Source organism: Treponema sp. UBA785 (assembly GCF_002297065.1).
GTDB lineage: Bacteria > Spirochaetota > Spirochaetia > Treponematales > Treponemataceae > Treponema_D.
This window is the reverse complement of the sequence record NZ_DBJD01000005.1, coordinates 1-19269: the sequence shown is the minus strand read 5'-3', so window position 1 is coordinate 19269 and position 19269 is coordinate 1. Positions and strand designations below refer to the sequence as shown.

The following is a 19269-nucleotide window of genomic DNA, read 5'->3' as shown; positions in this document are numbered from 1 at the left end:
ATAAAATTCTTCAGCGCAAAGTTGCTTGCATCAAAAAGTTTTCCAATGTCGATATACAATGAGCCGCTTGCAGGCCAAGAAGCCGGCAGGCCGTCAGTTTCCGGAATATAGAATTTTCCGCCATCTGTAATTGCGGCTTGCAACTGAACGGCGCCTTCACGCAAAACTTTGTATTCGTTAAGAACATCGGTCAAAGCTGTCGGATAGCCGTAGTCTGCCGCATTTGCAAGAATGTCGTCATAGGCTGCAATCAAGTCGCTTACAGCAGACGCAAAGTGCTCTTTTGAGGCCGCCATTTTTTCAGTGCTTCTCTGGCTCATAAATCCGTTTGCAAGCGGGTCTATGCTAGCGTCATATTGCAAATATTTTTCAAAGACTTTCATTGCAGCGTCTTTGTCTGCCCAGTCGAATTTAAGGAATGAAAGGTCGCTGTTCAAATTGTATGACTGCGCGTACTCAACTGTCGACTTCAGAATATTGAATGAGGTCTTTATAAGGGCAAGCTCTGCCTTTCCAAGTTTTACGCTTGTGTCTCCGACAATTTCTGTAAGACCAAAATCCTCGATTACGCGGCTAGGAATTTTAACACTTCCTGTAACTGCATCGATTTTTTTGCAGGCATCTTCATATTCTGAGCTGAACAAAACATTGTACAAATCATCAAGAGCATCGTTCAATCCGTTTGAATTTCCATTCAAGATATTTGCAAGAAGAAGCTCTCCAAAGTAGTTACTAAACTTTGAATTCTTGAACCATTCCGGAACAGAAAGTGTCGGGAACATAGCCTTTTTATAATATGTGTAGTCAACTCCATCCCAACTACTGCTGCTATATGACTGATAAGAAGCAAGGCTTTCGTCTGAAAGATTCCCAATATACACATAATATTCGCCGTTCTCGTCAAGCGTGTAAGTATAATACTGAGAATATGATGAAGAGCCTTTTGTGTCTTTCTCATAATACGCAAGATTGCCGAGGCTTGGATAAAAAGTCGTACCTTCTATTGTTGCTTTTTTATAGATATTCCAATAAGAAACAGTATTTGAAGAGTATTCAGATGCAGGAGTTATAGTTGCCTTGTAATAATAGCCAGAATTAGACTTGTTAAAATTTGCATATCCAGAAATCCAATTCTCATCCTCATACTTAATATATTCTGTCGCTTCAAGCCAGTCGGGACTAAAAAGAGCATTCATTGTCGCAGGATAATTTGTAATACCCAGGTGTTTTTTAACAAAGTCTGCTGTAGCCTGTTTTGTGCTTATTGAGGCAAGGCTTGCAAGAGCCGAGTAAACGCGTGTCTCGTCATTGGCTTCTATTGTATATGCCTGGTTGAATTTTGTAATTGCCAAGTCAAACTTTGCGTTTTCAACAGCAGTAATTCCTTCTTCGATATACTTTGAATAATCTTTTGTGCTTGTTGAAGTTGTAGTTTGGCCGCTTGCATCGGTTGTTTCTGTTGTAACTTTTCCGTCAGCGGTTTCTGTAACTTTTACAGTCTCAACAACGTTTCCGTTTTCATCTTTCTTGACTGTTGTTGTTACTGTAGAGCCGTCAGACATGACTTCTGTTGTAGTTACAGAGCCATCTTCATTTGTAACAGTGCTGGTATCTTTTACAGTAACTGAATTAGAGCTCCCCCCCCCCTCGTCATCATCATTTTTACAAGAAACAAATGCTGTACAAGTCAACAGCATAACCATAAGACTTACTAATAAGCCCTTTCCGAGATTTTGTTTAAAAACTCTTATCATTCTCTTTCTCCTCAGAAAAGCAGATTTTTTAATACTGCGATTTCTAAAAAGAACAATAACATAGTGTTAATGATTTTTCAATGAACAAGAATTTTCTTTGCACGATGCTCCAAATTTTATGGAACATAGATTACTTCGCGCGGTTTTGAGCCGTTTTGAGGGCCTACGATTCCTCGTTCTTCCATTTCTTCTACGAGGCGGGCTGCACGGTTATAACCGATTTTGAGTCTGCGCTGAAGATATGAGGCACTTGCTTTTCCTGACTGCACAACAATTTCTAGCGCCTTGTCGTAAAGAGGATCATCGCCTTCGCCAAAGAGTCCCAAATTTCCGTCATTCTCTTCTTCGTCATCTTCAACAAAAATTTCATCGTCAATATAATCTGGCTCTCCATACTGTTTTACATAATCCACGACTTTTTCAACTTCGTCATCGCTAACTAAAGTTCCCTGAATTCGCACTGGGAATGGATCTGTTGCGCTGGCATAAAGCATATCGCCTTTTCCCAAAAGTTTTTCGGCTCCAATCTGGTCAATAATGATGTTTGAATCCGTACGGCTTGCAACCATAAATGCAATTCGGCTTGGAATATTTGCTTTTATAAGACCGGTGATTACGTTTACTGACGGTCGCTGAGTTGCCAGAACAAGATGAATTCCAACTGCACGCGACATTGCCGTAAGCCGTGCAACTATTGATTCAAGTTCGCGGCCTGTTGTTGCCATCAAATCTGCAAATTCATCAATAATTACTACGATATATGGCAGTTTTTCCTGCATGAGATGCCGTTCTTCTATGCGTCGGTTAAAATTTGAAATATCGCGCACTCCCATGTTATCCAAAAGCGCATATCGGCGTTCCATTTCGCAAAGACAATACTGAAGCGACTGCAATGCCTTTTTTGGCTCGGTAATTACAGGAGTTAAAAGATGCGGAATATCGTTGTAAAGTTTTAATTCTACGACTTTCGGGTCAATCAAAATCAATTTTACCTGATTAGGATTGCGTTTGTACAAAATCGAAAGAATAAGCGAATTTACACAAACCGATTTTCCAGAACCGGTTGAACCCGCAATCAGAAGATGCGGAGTTTTTGCAAGATCGATTAAACGAGGCTCGCCGGAAATATCTTTTCCCAAAATTACAGGAATCGCCATCTTCTCAAAAGCCGGATTTTTCTGTTCCATAATTTCACGGAAACTTACAACTGCGCGATTTTTGTTCGGAATTTCGATTCCAACTGCCGATTTTCCCGGAATTGGCGAAACTATGCGGACAGAAGTTGCAGCAAGCCTAAGCGCAATATTGTCCTGCAAGGAGCGGATTTTGTTTACATTTACGCCAGGAGCCGGAAGAATTTCAAACATCGTTACAACAGGTCCTTTTCGGATTCCTGTAACCTTCACTTCAATATTGAATTCAGCAAGAGTCTGAGCCAAGTCGGTAGCTTTTTTCTTTGTCTCGTCATCTACAATCCAATATTCGCCGTTATCATATTTTTGCAAAATTCCTTCAACTGGAATTTTATAATCTGCAATTCTGAGCTTTGGCTGCGGTTTTTCTGGCTGAACATTTTCGCTTTCAACTGCATCTTCTGGCTGAGTTTTTGCAACTGCCAGAGCAGAAGTCCGGGCCGACAAGGCAGAAGAATTTTTTGCAGGAGAAGCTTGTTCTTCGCGGAGAATTGAATTCTTTTTTTCAAACGGCACACCGTTACTGTCTACAACAGGCTTTGCCGTCGGATTAAATTCAAAATCCGAAAACGTGCTGTCAAAATCGTCATCGTCCGCTTTTTCCGCATTTTGCGATAATTCTTCATTTTTTTGCTCAGGCTGAGTTTCAAAATCAGAAGTTTTCTGCGCAATCATTGGATTTTTTTTAGCGTCACTGTCCATTTTTGCAAAAATCGAGGCAAAACTGTTGTTTCTCTGCTCAACAAAGCTTGAAAGGTCGTCGTCTCCGTTTTCGCAATCCAAATTATCGTTGCCAAAACCGTCATCATCGTCTTTGTCAAAATCGTCTTCAAAACCAGTATCGTCCTCAGAACTTTCACCTTCATTTTCAGGCTCATTTTCCGCAAAACCGGCACTTTCGTTCTCAAAGCTTTCTTCTGTTTCCGGAATTTTTGGCATTACCGGCAGATTTTCAGTTTCGCCTTCCGCAAATTCAGTTTCTGTTTCCGGCTCAATTCCGTCCTGAACTTCAAATTCGTTTTCCAGCTCTAATCCATCTTCCGGTTCAGCTTTGTCTTCCGCAAAATCTTCATCGCCATCAAAAATCTCAGCATCATCAGCATCAAAGTAATCTTTTACATCATCTAAAATTTCAGTTTCGCTTTCATCCGAAAGAATTTCGCCTTCCACTTCTTCTTCATTTTTTTGTTCCGAAGAATAATCAAAATCTTCAAAAGGCTGATTTTCCAATTCGCCGTCTTCGTTAGTAGCTCCAATTTCCGGAGTTTTCAAAATTTCGCCGTCAGAATTTTCCAAAAAATCCGCATCCAAAGAATCCGAAATTTCGGTTTCGTCAGAGTCGTTCATAAAATCATCAGTCAAATCCGGCAAATCAAAATCTTCATCGCTTACAGGAATTTCTTCTTCGATAAGTTCAAAAGAATTTTCTTCATTCTTTTCGGAATCTTCTTTTAGTTTTTGAGCCTCATTTTCATCCTGCTCATCAAAAATATGTTCAAAAGGATTTTCTTCAATTTCTGATTTTTCGCCGGCTTCAAGCTCATTTTTTTCTCCGCTTTCCAAATTTTTTGGAATTTCAAGGCCAACATTTTTTTCTTTTTCCGGCTCGTCCCCAAAACTTTCAATTTCTACATTTTGTTCGTTATTTTTCGGCTCAATTTCTTTGTTTTCCGCATTTTTTTGAACTTCGCCCGATTTTTCGCCAAAAATGGCCTTTTCTGCGTCAAAATTTTCAGCCGCCAAACCAGAATTTTCGTCTTTTTGAGCAAATTCTTCAATTTCGCCAAATTCATCAGAATTCTCGTCAAAATCAATTTCTTTCTCTTTTTTTCCAGCGTTTTCAATAACATCGCCAATCATCGAAAGAACCAGATATTCGACAACGACAATAATCGCTCCAGTCACAAGCGCAACCAAAAGTTTCATTACAAGCACGTCGCCCGAATTTTCCGCAATAAGCATCCGGCAAATATGTTCAACCGCATCAAGAGTAAAAAACGGAATCACCGAACCTGCAAGCACAACGCCGTTTCGCACGTGCCAAGAACGCATAAAACATTCAAAAGCGGCAACCAGCAAAAACAGAGGAATTAAAACTGAACAAATTCCGTAAACTCCTGTAAAAAGTTTTCCAAAACGCCACAAAGCAGAAAAACGCGCCGTCTCGAGTCCGCAAAAATCCAAAAGCACAAATAAAAGCGAAATACAGAAAAAAGCGGCAATGGCATAAAGAATAAATCCGGCAACCGCCGAAATTTTCAAATTTTTATTCATCAAAAAACTCCACGAGAATTTTCAGTTAAAGTTACTTTTTATTTATCGGCCAAAAAAAACCGAAGTTTAGAATGATTTTGAACCTAAAAAAGCTGGAAAATTTCCAATTTTAAAAATTCAGACCAAATTTTTCCGACCGCGTCCGGCTTTTCACGGTTCCGCTTTCGCTCCATTGCTGCGCAACTAGCGCCGTTACAATCCGGGGTAAAACTTCCGCAAAAAGCTCATTCACTTTTCGCGCCTTTTTGTCCAGTTTTTACAAAACCTTCTATAATCTATATTACAATTTGTTCATTTATCTTATAATTCTTCTAAAATGAACAAATTTAAGTGCCACTTTTGCACAATTTGCAACGGAACAGGCTGCATCGACCAGCTTCCAGGCATGGGCGGCGTAAACCGGAACATAAATTTTCGTCTCAACTGCGACGGATGGGAAGTTCTCCGCAAAGAAAATCCTCTCGTCTTTATAAATTTTATTGAACGCCCAGTAAACGAACGAATTCCTCAAATTGCCTTTGCGCCAATCACTGGAGCAGTCGAAAACATCGGTTTTTCCAGCGAAGAAGAATATTACAGCTCGATTTTTTCAGCAATCCATAAAAGCGGCATTGAACTTTGCGCAGGAGATGGATTTCCAGACGACAAAATCAAATTCGGCCTGCAGGCCATAAAAAAAATTCAAAAGACCGACAAAAATGCAAAGGCAAATTTCTTTATAAAACCTTTTCAAAACAAAAAAATTTTTGAACATATCGAAATGGTTCTGCCGTTTGCAAAATCAATCGGAATCGACATAGATTCTTACAACATTGCAACAATGCAAAATCTTGTTCCGCTCGAAAAAAAATCTGCTTTGCAGCTACAGGAAATAAAAAAATTCTTGCACTCAAAAGACATTCCTTTCGTTTTAAAAGGCATTTTTGACAAAGACGGAATAGAAATCGTTAAACATGTCAAACCAGATGCCGCTTACATTTCAAACCATGGCGGACGCATTCAAACCAAAATCGGCTCAACTGCCGAGTTTTTGCAAAATCACGGCGAAGAACTAAAAAATTACACAAAAAAAATCTGGGTAGACGGCGGAATCCGCACAGCCCTCGACGTAGCAACAGCCATGGCTTTCGGTGCTGATAAAATTTTAATAGGACGCCCCTTTGTAACCGCTTATTGCAAAAACGGCGAAACCGGAATTTGCCAAAAAGCCCTCGAATTCAGCCTTTTGCAGTACGCAAAATAAAAAAAGACTGTCCGAGCCGGGCAGTCTTCTCAATTTACCTAGAATTTTGCTTTTCTTAAACGAACTTCTTCTATATCTTCGCTGAAAAGTTCTCGCAAATCGTTCAATCCCAGCGCCATGAGAGCCATACGGTCAATTCCCATTCCCCAGGCAAGAACTGGACAGTCAAGTCCCTGAGCTTTTGTTACTTCTGGTCTAAAAATTCCTGCTCCGCCAAGTTCAAACCAGCCCAAAACAGGGTGCTTGATATGAACTTCTACTGACGGTTCTGTAAACGGAAAGTATCCCGGAACATATTTAACTTCTGTTGCGCCGGCAACTTCTTTTGCAAACATTTCAAGCATACCGAGCAAAGTGCGCAAATTCACATCATTTCCGGCAATAATTCCTTCTGTCTGGTAAAAGTCAGAAAGATGAGTTGCATCAACCTTGTCATAGCGGAAACAGCGGGCAATACCAAAATATTTTCCCGGAACTTTTGCTTTGTGCAACTGATGAGCCGAAAGAACGGTTCCCTGCGAACGCAAAACTAAACGGCGTGTAAATTCGTGGTCAAAATCATAATTCCAGCCACGGCTTCCTGTGTTTCCGCCGTTTTTGTGAGTTTCGGCAACGTTTGAAAGCCAAGGCTCTTCTATTGATTTTGCATGTGTCGGATTTTTTATACGGTAAACATCGTGAATATCGCGGGCAGCGTGGAACTGAGGCATAAAAAGCGCATCGCCATTCCAGAATTCTGTTTCTACAAGCGGACCGTCATATTCTTCAAAACCAAGAGAACATAATTTGTCTTTTACATGTTCAAGAAACTGCACATAAGGGTTTGTGCGTCCAGGAATAATGCGTGCCGGCGGAATTGCAATGTTATAACCGCGGAATGTGCCTTTTTTCCAATCGCCTGTTTCAAGCATTTTTGGAGTAAGTTCTCCAATTTCGTTTCCAGTAATTCCTGCTTTTTTGAGAGCCTCAACAACTTCGCCAATCGCCGGAGTAAATTTATAAATTACGGTTTCGCGTTCAATGATTTTAAAAGCACTGTCGGCCGCACCACGTTTTTTTGCGTAAGATGCAATTGCAGTTTTTTCTTCTTCGGACAAAGAAGCGCTTTCCAACTGGCCGTTTTCTGCTCCAGCCGCCTTTTTAAGAACTTCGCGGGCAAGCGTAATTCTTGCAGGAGTCTGAGCACCTGTATATTCGGCTTTTTTTTCGGCATTCATTTTTAAAACGCCATCTTTTGAAAGCGGACCAAAGGCAGAACCAACATCTCTCTGTTCAAGACCAATTCCAGCTGCAATTTCCGGCAGAGTTTTTGCTCCATTGTCTTTTACGTATGCAATGATTTTTTCTTCTGGAGTGCCATTTTCTGCAAAATTGCGCCCCAAATCTGTAATTTCGTAAAAAGTATGTGGAATACGGCGCTCAACGTTTAAAAGTTCTTTTCCGCCAAGCCAGCTAAAAGCCTGATTGGCATGACCTTCTTTGTAGCCAAGTTCTTTCTGAAGTTTTTCTGAACTCAATTCATCTTTTTCTGTATATTTTAAGAGAACTTTAATTTCGAGTGGGTGAAGATTTTTAATAATATTCTGAATATCCATTTTTAATTCCATTTTCCAGCAACGCCGGTATAAAAAATTTGAGCCAGTTTCCGTTTGGAATCCAGCTCATATTTCTGACAAAAATTTGTTTTTTATTTAACGCTGAAACCTAACAAAAGACTGATACATAGCCCACTTAAAGCCTGTTTTTTCGTCTTTGTAGTATTTTACGGTATCGCGTTTCATATATTTATATCCGTAATATTCATCGTGCTGATCCTGAAAATCTTTCAAAACAGCAAGCGCTGTATTCATTGCCTCGCCCTGATCAAAAGCTACTGCATGGCAAGTATAGAACAAGCGTACTTCGTCAGTAAGCGGAGTATACTGTAGCTCAACCTTAGCGGTTTTATTTGTAACATGCTGGTCTTCCGGAATAATTGTTTCAATTCCGTTATCCGGCTTAGGTTTTAAAAGATCGTCAATTTCGTCTGCAAATGCAACGGCAGAAAAACAAAATACTGCTGCTGCAATGGCACAAATTTTTTTCATTATTAAATTCCTCCCCAACCCCCGATAATTTTATGCTTCAAAACATTTCGTAATTTAATATTCTATCGGTTTCCATAAAAAAATCAAGCATAACACGATAGCGACCGGCCTCAACGCCAATCACCGGAGCACAACAGATTAAAAGTCTGCTTTCTATTTCTTTTGGTTTATTTTTAATTTGCGCGCGCCAATATTCCCGAACTGCATTTTTTATTGCTTCTGCGCAGGCCTGCTCAATTCCGGCAAAACCGTCTTGAAGTTTTCCATAGCCAACACCACGAATTCTCGGATTTTTTACAGTTTGCCACGATTTATAAAGATTCTGCTGAAATTCACTTCTTTCAAATTCAACACGACAATAAAGCCTGTCATCTTTAAAAGCCGGATTTTTATATTGAATAGAATTTAATTCACTTTGCGTAAGCTCTTGAACCGGCTCAAAATTCAAATATTCCTTAACACCGCGGGCTTTATCGTAAGGAGTATATTCAACTTTCCAACCGTAAAGCATTCCTTGAACAAAAAAAGGCGCAGTTTTTTTTAAACGGTTTACCGGAAGAACGTTTTCGTTTTTTTCCAAATCAAGATTTTTTTCCTCTTCATTCCAGACAAAACCTGGAAAAGCTTCTTTTTCTGCCCACAAAAGAATTTGAATTTTCCGCTCCTGATTTAAATTTTGGGCAAAAATTGAATTCAAATTCACGTTCAAAAAAACAAAAATCGAAAAAAACAAAATTATCGGTAAGCGTTTTTCCATACTTTTAACGGATTTATTCCAAACCTTACAACAAAATACAGCCAGGCAAATGCAAATCCTGCCAAATGAACAGAATGTGCAACTCCGTCCCTAAACGAAAAAAACTGTTCAAAAAATTCAATCAGAGCATAAGAAAGAACCAAAATCGGCGCAGGAACTGGAATCAATCCCCAAATAAAAATTGTGCTTCTTGGAAAAAGAATTGCATAAGCAAGCAAAATTCCGTAAACCGCTCCGCTGGCGCCCATCAAAAAAACTTTGTACAGTCCGAAAAAATAATAAACCGCCAAAGAAAAAATTCCGCCTGCAAAACCAATCAGAAGATACATCAAAACAAATTCTTTTGTGCCAATCGCCTTTTCAACCGCAAGTCCAAAACAAAAAAGTCCAATCATATTAAACAAAACATGGGTAAAACTTCCGTGTATGAACATATAAGTAAAAGGCTGCCAAAACATTTTGTATACAAAACAGTTATAGACGTTCAGTGAACAAAAATATTGAATTTGCGGAAACATTTTTTCAAGCAAAAAAATTCCTGCATTTATAAGAACGATTATTATCGTTGCATTTTTAAAACTGTATTTAAAAGGTTTTCGTATTATCGATGCCATATTTTTTATTCAGTAATTTTAATTTCGGAAATAAGTCTCTCGTCTGCAAAAGTTACCCGGTTTCTTCCGCTGCGTTTTGAAACATAAAGAGCCTGGTCAGCCTGATCAACAAGCTGCTTTGGCGAAGAAACAAGATTTTTTTCAGAATCAAAAACCGTAACGCCTATCGAAATCGTAACTTTTACATGCTGATTTTCGTAACAAAAATCATACTCTTCAACATGCTGTCTGATTCTTTCTGCAACAGTCATTGCATCGTCTTTTCCGGTTTTGTCCAGCATGACGGTGAATTCTTCTCCACCGTAACGGCTTGCTAAATCGCAGGAACGAATGCATGAGCGTATAATTTTTGCAACTGTCTGCAAAACATAATCTCCGCAGGCATGACCGTAAGTGTCATTAAATCTTTTAAAAAAATCAATATCGAACATAATTACAGCAAGCGGCAAATTTTGCGTCATAGCAACATCAAGCTTGTCCGTAAGCACATTGTAGAAAAAATATTTCAGTTTTAAGTGCGTCATCATATCGGTAGAAGAACGTTCGAGCAAAGTTGAATTATAAATCGCAACAGCAGCAAGAGAGGCAATTGTCAAAATCAATTCTTTTTCGTACGAGCTGTAGCCTTGCTCTTCAGGCAAAGAAATTTTTTCGCCAAGCACCAAAATTCCGTCAAGATGATTTTTTTGAACAAGCGGAACAATCAATGACGGCTTTAAAGAAGAGATCGGTTCCAAATCCGCATAGGCAGGAACTTCCGCCTTTAATTCATCAATCGTAAAAACTCTGTCAGTTTTTGTAATAACATTTATGAGCGGATTAGACACTGAAATTTTATAAGTTACATTCGGATCAAGTTCAAGACCGTTATAGTTTCTGTTCAAAACAAAATAATCCGAATCCAAAGGCTCAGGAACAAAAACACCGGCCCCCAAAACCCTAAACTGTCCCATGCAAGTATAGAGAATTGACTCAATCAACTGCGAAAATTCAATTGTCGAACAAAGCGAACGAGAAATTTCCAGAAGTGTCTTTAAATCATAAATCTTCTTTTCATATTGACTGACAATTTCAGCATATTCGGGATTTAAATTTGGAGTTAGTTCTGAATGTGATAAATTTTGACTCATTTCCTTTCGACCTCTCCAACTATAACGTAATTCTTCATTATTTCAAGAAAAATTGCCCACTTTTCCAGCTGAGTTTCCAGCCTGTTGGAATTTTCTCTGTTTCGTGAAGAGCCCAGCAAAACTTTTATATTTGAACATAAATCTGGCTTTACTTTTTTTGAATCAATAAAAAGGTCGCCAATCTGTCTGTACAAATCAAAGAACTGCGATGCAAAATTTTGAACAGTTTCATAAGCCTGTGCATTTATATTATCGACAGTTGCTTCCAATTTTTTTACAAAATCTGCATCGCGCTGACCGTCACGGATAAAACCTTCGATAACTGCCTGATCGTTTTTTCCTTCACGTTCAAAAGAGCTGTCAAATTCTCCCAAAGCCTTTACACATTCTTCGCAGCCGTAAACCGCATCTGAAAAAGATTTTTTAATCGACGGATTTTCAAAAAAGCCTTCAATTACAATGTCTTCAAGAAGATTTTGAATCGAATCCGTAAAATAATGAACTGCAAACGTTTTTTCAATCTGCAAAGGTGTAATCCAATCGTATGATTTTGTACAATTAGACCGTATATTTGCACTGTTCTGGCTGTTATAGGCAAAAAATTCTTCAAGCGGATTTTCTTCAAAAAGTTTTTTTAAATCTGTCGAAATCGTGCTGTCCTTAATTTCGGTTTTAATTCTCGTTTCGTCGGAAACAAATTTTTCTTTCATAAAATCTGCAAAACGATAGCGCGAGCCAGGTTTATAACTTGCAGTCTGAGGAACAAGCTCTGGTTCTTTTTTAGCGAGACGAATCACTTCTAATTGAATTTCGGGCTTAAGAAATTTTACAAGAACCGAATTCATTTTTTTTAAGGCTTCGAGATATTTTTCTGAACTTGCAGAATCAAGTTTTTTTCCGCCACTGCGTATTTCTGCCAAGGCGACAACTGCCCGTCCGAGCGCTGAAGTTATTTTAAAATGCGCCGTAAGATAATAAAAATCTAATAGAGAATTTGCCATTGCCTCTGGAACGCAGGCAAAAAAATCTGCCTTATAACCAGAAATCAAAGCGGAATAATTCGGGTCAAAATTATGAATTATATTCAAATAATTGAATTGACAGACGTCGTTCAACTGCTGCAAGGACGCAATAATTTCATCAATTTTAAAAAATTCCGGTGAATTCAATTCTTTTAAAAGATATTCTAAAGTATGTCTTTGATTTTCAAAAACCCTGCTCATTGGCAAATTCGAATCAAGAACTTCCTGCTTTCTTTTTTCCAATCCAAGATTTTCGAGTTTTTCCTGATTTATATCAGAAAATCCAGTTAATAAAAGCTGAGCTTCATAAAAGGTCTTTCGTTTTATATCTGCGCTGCAAATTGTCTGAGAAAGCAATTCTTCAAGAATTTTTGAATTTTCAAAAAGAATTCTAAAAAGCTCGGCAAAATTCGGCTGCAAAAAACCGTTTTTAAAAATCACCGGCTGAATCAGCTTTAATTCCTGTTCAATTTTATGCAAAGCCTGTTTTTTCTTTACTTCCGGGGACGAGGGCATAAAAATTGATTCAAAAATGTCAGTTAAAAATGATAAAATCCCCATAACAACTATTTATTCTAAATTTAAAAAAAGTTTTTTACAACCCGACAAAAACATAAGAAAAAACAGTTTTTTGATTTAGCCGTTACAGATACTGCTGCAAAACCTCTTTAAATTCATTTTGCGTTGAACAGGCAATAACTTTTAAGCGAAGTTCTTTTGCTCCGTCAAAGCCTTTTATGTAGTTGCTAAAACGGCCGCGCATTTTAAGGCAAGCTGCTTTTTCGCCGATTGAATCAACCAAAAGCTGCATTTCCTTAAATCCCATTGCCAAACTCTCTGACATTGAAATTTCAGAAACTGTGCCTTCCGTCAGATATTCCCGCACCCGCTTAAAAATAAATGGATTTCCTTGAGCGGCTCTTCCAATCATTATTCCATCGCATTTTGTTTCTGTGAGCATGCGCTGAGCATCTTGCGGAGTTTTTATGTCGCCGTTTCCAAAAACACAAATTCTTCCATTAACATACTCAACAAGTTCTTTGATTGAATTCCAATCGGCACTTCCGCCATAACCCTGAACCGCTGTTCTTCCATGCAAAGTAATTGCCTTTGCCCCAGCTTCAATCGCCGCCTGAGCACATTCCTTAAAAGTTATGTGTTTTGAATCCCAGCCAGTACGAATTTTTACAGAAACCGGCACATCCACGGCCTGAACAACAGCTTTTGTAATTAAGTAAAGTTTTTCCGGCTCACGAGTCAAAACGCTTCCAGCTCCAGTTTTTGTAACCTTAGGAACCGGACAACCACAATTTATATCAATACATTCGCATCGAGTTTCTTTTCGAACAATTTCTGCCGCATGCGCCATGGTTTCCGGCAAAGAACCAAAAATCTGAACGGCATAAGCCTTTTCGTTCGGCGCACGCCTCATCATCTCAAGAGTTTTTTTATTATCCCGAACAAGCGCTTCAGAACTGATTAGTTCCGTATATCCAAAATCCATGCCGCAGTCAGCACAAATACTTCGATAGCTTGCATCGGAAAAATCTGCCATAGGAGCAAGAAAAACATTCCCGCCTAAATTGAGAGAACCAATAGAAACTGGATGATAAAGAGAGCTCATTTATTCCGGCAAATTGAAAACTTTACAGCTGTTTGTCCAAAGCTGCTTGCTCAAATCTTCCAGAGGAACTTCCAGCATTTCTGCAAGGAATTTTGCAGTTGAAGGCAAATAAGCCGGCATTGTGCGTTTTTTCTCGCGGAATTCGGCAGGAATCATGAACGGGCTTTCTGTTTCGATTAAAATTCTGTCATGAGGAATATTCAAAACCGTTTCGTGCAAATTTCTTGCGTTGCGATAAGTCAAATTTCCTGCAAAAGAAAAATAAACGTTAAATCCAGCTTCAAGACATTTTTTTGCAAAAGGAGCATCTTCGCTATAACAATGCAAAATTGCGCCTTTTGAAGGAATTCTGTGCTTTAATACATCAAAAATATCTTTTCCTGCATCACGGTTATGAATAATTACAGGGAGCTGATGCTTTTCTGCAAGCTCAAGCTGAGTAATAAAAAGCTCCATCTGTGTGCGTTTGTCGCCAAACTGCTTAAAATAATCAAGACCAGTTTCGCCAACAGCAACAACATTTGGCAAAGAAAGACTTTCTTCAATAATATCAATCCAATCTTTTCCCGGAGTTGTAACTTCAGATGGAGCAACACCGACAGCATGATAAATTCCCGGAATCGCTTTTAAAGTCTGGTAAACTTTCTTAAAGTCAATCAGAGAATTATTGATAGAAACGATGCGTGTAACTCCGGCAAGGCGTGCCTGAGTAATAACGCGTAACTGTTCAATAGGATCATCGTAAATAAGCCCGATGTGAGCGTGAGTATCAAAAAATTGCATGGCTTTTTCTTCCGAAATAGAAAATGATATGACAGAGCACCCGCAAAAAAAACAAGTAATCTGTAAACTAATTTATACCGATAGAATATACGAGAAATTATATATTGTCAAATTAAAGGGGCTTGAAAAAGAATTGCATTTTACAAGCAACTAAAAAGACGTTATTTCACAACAACAGCGCTAAAATTGACATATTCATAGCGCTTTGTTATGATAAAATGTTAATGGCATATTTGGAGACTATTGTTCCTAAATATTTCAGTAATTTATGGTGAACTGCAATCACCGGAGAAAAAATGGCTAAAACTCGGCATTATAAAAAATTAGAAAAAAACATCGCTTCTTCTTTTATGTCTGTTTTAAAAGCAGGTTTTTCGAAGATTGGGCGCTTTTTTGTTAAATTTTTCAAAATTTGCGACAGCAGACTTACAATTATGATTGTTCCACATTCTCAAAGCAAAGTCGTAAATTTCCAGACGAATGTTTTTGCACTCTGCTTTGGAATCGTGCTTATAGTAGGAATTATTTCTTCCTTTGTTTATTTTAACAGACAGGCTGCCGGTTCGAGCGCAGAAATCAGCCGTTTAATGAACGAAAACCGTCAGACACTTGCAAGTCTTGACGAGCTTCGGGATGAAAACAACAATCTCTTACAGACAGCAAAGCGTTTTCAATCATCACTTTCGCAGTCTCTTTCGCTCCTTGGAATTGACAGTTCAAGCTCAGTTTCAAAAGCTTCAATGAACGACTCCGACCTTTCTTCGCTTTTTGACACAAAAAGTCAGGTTACAGGCTCAACAAGAGAAGCAACAGATATCCGCCAGTTGAATTCTTATCTTGAAAATGCGGTTCAGCCAATCGAACAAATTGGAAAAATGCTCGAAAGCCAGGGCACACTTTTTACAGATATTCCAAACATCTGGCCAATCCGCGGAGGAATCGGACATGTTTCCATGCCTTTTGGACAGAATATGCACCCGATTACAGGCCAATGGTATATCCACAAAGGACTTGACCTTTCTACATGGCGAAACGGCGACCCAATCGTAGCTACCGCAAACGGACAAGTCGTTTCTGTAGGTTATGATTTCAGTTTTGGAAACTTTGTAATCATCAAGCACAAACACGGAATTTACACACGTTACTGCCATATGCAGACAGCACGCGTAAAAAAAGGAGACTTTGTTTCACAAAGACAGATTATCGGCACAATCGGTAACACTGGAATTACGACAGGTCCTCATCTTCACTACGAAATCCACATTGGTTCGGACGTAGTAGATCCTGCAAAATACGTAAACGTAAAACTTTCAAAATAAAATGGCATTCACCTCCGACGATATTTCAATCAACACGCTCATTGGTCCTGGTTCATTTGTTTCAGGAGATATAAAAATAAATGGATTTATTCGAGTTGATGGAGATATAAAAGGAAAAATCGAAAGTCCAGGCAACATAATAATTGGCGAACGTGCAAAAATTCAAGGTAATATAACAGCTTCATCAATTGTTGTTGGCGGAATTGTTCTTGGCGACATAACCGCTCCAAAAGGAATCAAACTGCTTTCAAATTCCGTGGTCATAGGCGACATTATGACAAAAAGCCTTCAAATTGAAGATGATGTTATCTTTAACGGACATTGCATTTCTCTCAGCAACGAAGATGAATTCAAAGCTTCTAGCAGACAATATCTGGATCAGCAGGCAATTCGAAGCAAGGTTATTTAGATGGCTGGAATCGACGCAATAAAAAATCAGTCCCTTTATTTTGCCGCAACACAGGAAGCCGCAAGACAAAAAGCCAGAGAAGCCAGTAAAAATTCAAAAACAGCAACGACAAAAAAAAGTCTTTTTGCAAATTCCCTTCAAAAAAAACAAGAAGAATTCAATCTTGCAAGCGAAGGACTTCCAATAGAACTTGCGGGAATGGAAATTGAAGAGGCAGTTGTCTTTTTAAAAGACGAACTGGACTTTGCCGGCGACAAACTCGCTTCAGACCAAAGTTTGGAGCAAATCGAAAATTACCGGAAAAAACTCAGCAACTTTATGAAATATGTAACCAGAAACAATTATGAAGTTCTGATTTATAAACGGAAAAAACGAGGTTTTCCGCTGATTGACACAAAAACAGGAAAGCCGGCATATTTTGTGCAAATTCAGGTTATAAACGAAAAACTTGAAACTCTTACGAACGACATAATTTACAACCACAGCAAAAACCTGAATATACTTGCAAAAATTGAAGAATTAAACGGACTGATCGTAGATTTACTTGCCGATTAAAATTCTGGAGGAAAAAAATGAGTGACATTTTTGAAAACGATATAGATGACGAAAACGAAAATATTTCAGCATTGGAAGATTCGGACATCCGCAAAAATACCAGCGGAACAAATGAAAATTTTATTTATCCAAAACCGCTTTATCTTGCAAAATTGGAATATTCAAGCGAAGGCGTTTACTGTTCTGTTCCTAAAAAATTCCCAGAACTAAAAAAAGGCGATGCCATCATAATTCCAACACGCTACGGAAAAGACCTCGCAACAGTTTTAGGAAAAGCAAACCATCCAATCGGCATAAAACCGTCAGACATTGTAACCGTAGAACGAAAAGCAGCAGACGCAGATTTAAAAAAATACGAAGAACTTGCGGAAAAAGAAGAATCTGCATTCAAAACGTTCAGAGAAAAAGTCGCTCTCCACAAACTCGATATGAAGCTTGTTTCCGTGCACTTTCTTTTGGAAGAATCAAAGGCTCTTTTCTTTTTTTCGAGCGAAAACCGCGTAGATTTCCGCGAACTTGTAAAAGACCTTGTAAGCATTTTTAAAATGCGCATTGAATTAAGACAGATTGGCGTACGCGACGAAACCAGAATTACCGGCGGGCTTGGAGTTTGCGGAAGACCTTGCTGCTGCCACTGCGTAAGCGACAAACTCGCTCCAGTTTCCATCAAAATGGCAAAAGAACAGGGGCTTTCTCTAAATTCCATGAAAATCAGCGGACAGTGCGGAAGACTTTTGTGCTGCTTAAGCTATGAATTCAACTGGTATTCGGAAGCAAGAAAAACCTTGCCAAACGAAGGTGTTCATATTTTTTACGACGGAACCCAATTCAAAATCACAGATGTAAATCCGCTCACAAAAATGATAAAAATGCTCGGCGAAGACGGCCGCATTCTCGAAATTCCAGCAAAACGGTTTGAAAAAGAAAATTCAAACCGCTGGAAAATCAACTAGCTTACAACAGCAACAACTCTCTGGCTTTTTTCTGTAAACGGATTTTCAGCAAAATCGCTGTATAATTCAACCTTAGAAAAGCCAGCTTCGAGCGCAAAACTTTCAATTTCGGAAGTTGTTAAAAGGTAAACCGGCGCATTCTGCGTTACAACTAGTTTTTTGTCATTGCTGTTCGTCAAAACCTGTTCAAGATAAAAATTTTCGCCGCGTTTTTCAATTACAGACTTTAAATTCGAACGAATGCTTTCCCGAACTGGAAATTCAATTTTTTCAAGTTCAGAATAATTTCCAAAATTTGGCAGTTCAAGAATCAAAAGACCATTTTCGGAAACCAATTGCCGGCAATCAAAAAAAAACTTTCTCATTAAAGTTTTGTCGTGCGTAAAAACAATTCTGCCATTTAAAATCGAAATAATATTGTAAAAATTTTTGCCTAAAAAACGGGTCATTTCTAGCGACGACATTTGAAAATAACGGACAGCCATTAACTGAGTCCGCCTTTTCCGGTTTGCACTTTCCAAAAGTTCCTGAGAAGTTTCAATTCCCGTAACGTCCGAACCTTCCCGTGCAAGATTGTGTTCAAAAGTCCCCGAACCACAGCCTATCTGCAAAAATTTAACCGGTTTTTTGAACAGAATCATTTTTTTTTGATAAAACACTTTTTGTTCTTCAGTAACAGGATATAACTCATCATAGTATTCTGCTATGTTCTGATTTATTTCCATAATAAAAATTATAAAGTCAAATCTCAAATTACGAAAGTTTTATTTTCTTAAATTTTTGGAGCACATTTTTCGCTCTAACCGGCTCTGCACGGTTCCGCTTGCGCTCCATTCAAAAGCCGGAAAATTTTTCCGCCTTTTGAACGCTCCGCGCCGTTCCGATCCGGGCTAAGCTCACGAATTTTATCTCTTCAAATTTGCGTGTTTTTAAATTCAGCCTTAAAATTAAAATGGTTTATTCAAAGAAAATAGCACATTTTGGCAGTTTGCTTTTGCTGTGCAAAAATTCCAATAAAAAAAGGAGTGCATAGTTTTATGAAAAAAGTTCTTGTCTGCCGGGAAAAAGACGAAAGAGAAACACGCGTTTCTCTTATTCCCGACGATGTAAAAAAACTTGTTTCGATGGGATTTGAAATCAAGGTTGTGTCTGGAGCGGGCTTGAAAAGCGGTTTTAGCGACGAGGCTTACAGGGCTGCCGGAGCTTTTGTTGTGGAGAGCGAGGAAAGCGCGTACGGCGACAGCGAAATAATCGTGCGGATTATGAAGCCTGAAAGCATAAACGGAATAAAAAGCGGCACACTTCATCTGAGCTATCTTGACCCTTTCAATCAGAAAGACTTGCTGAACGGATTTGCGGAGAACGGAATTCAGGCGGTCTCGCTTGAGATGATTCCGCGTACTACCCTTGCGCAGAAAATGGACGTTCAGTCTTCACAGACTTCGCTTGCAGGATATGTCGCGGTTTTGAACGCGGCTTCGCATCTTCCAAAGGCGTTGCCGATGATGGTGACTCCTGCCGGAACAATAAATCCGGCGCGCGTTTTTGTTAT

17 protein-coding genes are annotated in these 19269 nt (G+C 38.9%); 6 read left to right on the top strand and 11 right to left on the bottom strand.

Annotated features, from left to right (window positions below; genetic code table 11):
• Together B2X33_RS00380 and B2X33_RS00375 are read right to left on the bottom strand one after the other, a co-directional pair.
• On the bottom strand, nucleotides 1–1754 hold a 1754-nt coding region (locus B2X33_RS00380), incomplete at its 3' end, for a hypothetical protein (RefSeq protein ID WP_296666621.1).
• Nucleotides 1755–1870: 116 nt separating this feature from the next.
• Nucleotides 1871–5221 (bottom strand): DNA translocase FtsK, encoded by a 3351-nt coding sequence (locus B2X33_RS00375; RefSeq protein WP_296666620.1) that lies wholly within the window; start codon nucleotides 5219–5221, stop codon nucleotides 1871–1873.
• Nucleotides 5222–5537: 316 nt separating this feature from the next.
• On the opposite strand from B2X33_RS00375, the gene B2X33_RS00370 reads away from it, so the two are divergent.
• The gene (locus tag B2X33_RS00370; protein WP_296666618.1) at nucleotides 5538–6464 is read left to right on the top strand and encodes an alpha-hydroxy-acid oxidizing protein; all 927 of its coding nucleotides are present in this window, start codon (nucleotides 5538–5540) and stop codon (nucleotides 6462–6464) included.
• Nucleotides 6465–6502: 38 nt separating this feature from the next.
• Here the strand turns inward: B2X33_RS00370 and pheS are convergent, their stop codons facing one another.
• From pheS to B2X33_RS00330, 8 genes are all read right to left on the bottom strand, one after another.
• The gene (gene pheS / locus B2X33_RS00365) at nucleotides 6503–8059 is read right to left on the bottom strand and encodes a phenylalanine--tRNA ligase subunit alpha (RefSeq protein ID WP_296019624.1); all 1557 of its coding nucleotides are present in this window, start codon (nucleotides 8057–8059) and stop codon (nucleotides 6503–6505) included.
• Between the two features lie 96 nt (nucleotides 8060–8155).
• Nucleotides 8156–8551 (bottom strand): hypothetical protein, encoded by a 396-nt coding sequence (locus B2X33_RS00360; protein WP_296666616.1) that lies wholly within the window; start codon nucleotides 8549–8551, stop codon nucleotides 8156–8158.
• A 37-nt stretch (nucleotides 8552–8588) separates the two neighbouring features.
• Nucleotides 8589–9308: a hypothetical protein gene (locus B2X33_RS00355; RefSeq protein WP_296666614.1), complete on the bottom strand. Its 720-nt coding sequence runs from the start codon at nucleotides 9306–9308 to the stop codon at nucleotides 8589–8591.
• Nucleotides 9287–9922: a rhomboid family intramembrane serine protease gene (locus B2X33_RS00350; RefSeq protein ID WP_296019499.1), complete on the bottom strand. Its 636-nt coding sequence runs from the start codon at nucleotides 9920–9922 to the stop codon at nucleotides 9287–9289. The genes B2X33_RS00355 and B2X33_RS00350 overlap by 22 nt, the downstream gene beginning before the upstream one ends.
• 5 nt (nucleotides 9923–9927) lie before the next feature.
• Nucleotides 9928–11052 carry a diguanylate cyclase DgcA gene (gene dgcA, locus B2X33_RS00345; RefSeq protein WP_296019502.1) on the bottom strand — a complete coding sequence of 375 codons (1125 nt, stop codon included), beginning with the start codon at nucleotides 11050–11052 and terminating at the stop codon, nucleotides 9928–9930.
• Nucleotides 11049–12635 carry a DUF5312 family protein gene (locus tag B2X33_RS00340; RefSeq protein ID WP_296666611.1) on the bottom strand — a complete coding sequence of 529 codons (1587 nt, stop codon included), beginning with the start codon at nucleotides 12633–12635 and terminating at the stop codon, nucleotides 11049–11051. The genes dgcA and B2X33_RS00340 overlap by 4 nt, the downstream gene beginning before the upstream one ends.
• Nucleotides 12636–12717: 82 nt before the next feature.
• A complete protein-coding gene (dusB, locus tag B2X33_RS00335) occupies nucleotides 12718–13698 on the bottom strand; it encodes a tRNA dihydrouridine synthase DusB (RefSeq protein ID WP_296666609.1) in 981 nt (326 codons plus the stop codon).
• Nucleotides 13699–14481 carry a TatD family hydrolase gene (locus tag B2X33_RS00330; RefSeq protein ID WP_296019508.1) on the bottom strand — a complete coding sequence of 261 codons (783 nt, stop codon included), beginning with the start codon at nucleotides 14479–14481 and terminating at the stop codon, nucleotides 13699–13701.
• A gap of 296 nt (nucleotides 14482–14777) precedes the next feature.
• Between B2X33_RS00330 and B2X33_RS00325 the strand changes: the two genes are divergently transcribed.
• The 4 genes from B2X33_RS00325 to B2X33_RS00310 are packed head-to-tail and all read left to right on the top strand — an operon-like array spanning nucleotide 14778 to nucleotide 17717.
• Nucleotides 14778–15800, top strand: coding sequence for a M23 family metallopeptidase (locus B2X33_RS00325; RefSeq protein WP_296019510.1), 1023 nt, complete (start codon nucleotides 14778–14780; stop codon nucleotides 15798–15800).
• A gap of 1 nt (nucleotide 15801) precedes the next feature.
• Entirely contained in the window at nucleotides 15802–16209 is a 408-nt protein-coding gene (locus B2X33_RS00320) for a bactofilin family protein (RefSeq protein ID WP_296019513.1), read from the top strand.
• Complete coding sequence (locus B2X33_RS00315) at nucleotides 16210–16764, top strand: YaaR family protein (protein WP_296019515.1); 555 nt, start codon at nucleotides 16210–16212, stop codon at nucleotides 16762–16764.
• A 17-nt stretch (nucleotides 16765–16781) separates the two neighbouring features.
• Nucleotides 16782–17717, top strand: a complete 936-nt coding sequence (locus tag B2X33_RS00310) for a PSP1 domain-containing protein (protein ID WP_296666604.1) — start codon at nucleotides 16782–16784, stop codon at nucleotides 17715–17717.
• Here B2X33_RS00310 and B2X33_RS00305 read toward each other — a convergent pair.
• On the bottom strand, nucleotides 17714–18442 hold the full coding sequence (locus B2X33_RS00305) for a class I SAM-dependent methyltransferase (protein ID WP_296666602.1): 729 nt from the start codon (nucleotides 18440–18442) through the stop codon (nucleotides 17714–17716). The genes B2X33_RS00310 and B2X33_RS00305 overlap by 4 nt on opposite strands.
• A 312-nt stretch (nucleotides 18443–18754) precedes the next feature.
• Between B2X33_RS00305 and B2X33_RS00300 the strand changes: the two genes are divergently transcribed.
• Nucleotides 18755–19269: Rossmann-fold NAD(P)-binding domain-containing protein (locus tag B2X33_RS00300; RefSeq protein ID WP_524539494.1), on the top strand; the 515-nt coding region annotated here is incomplete at its 3' end.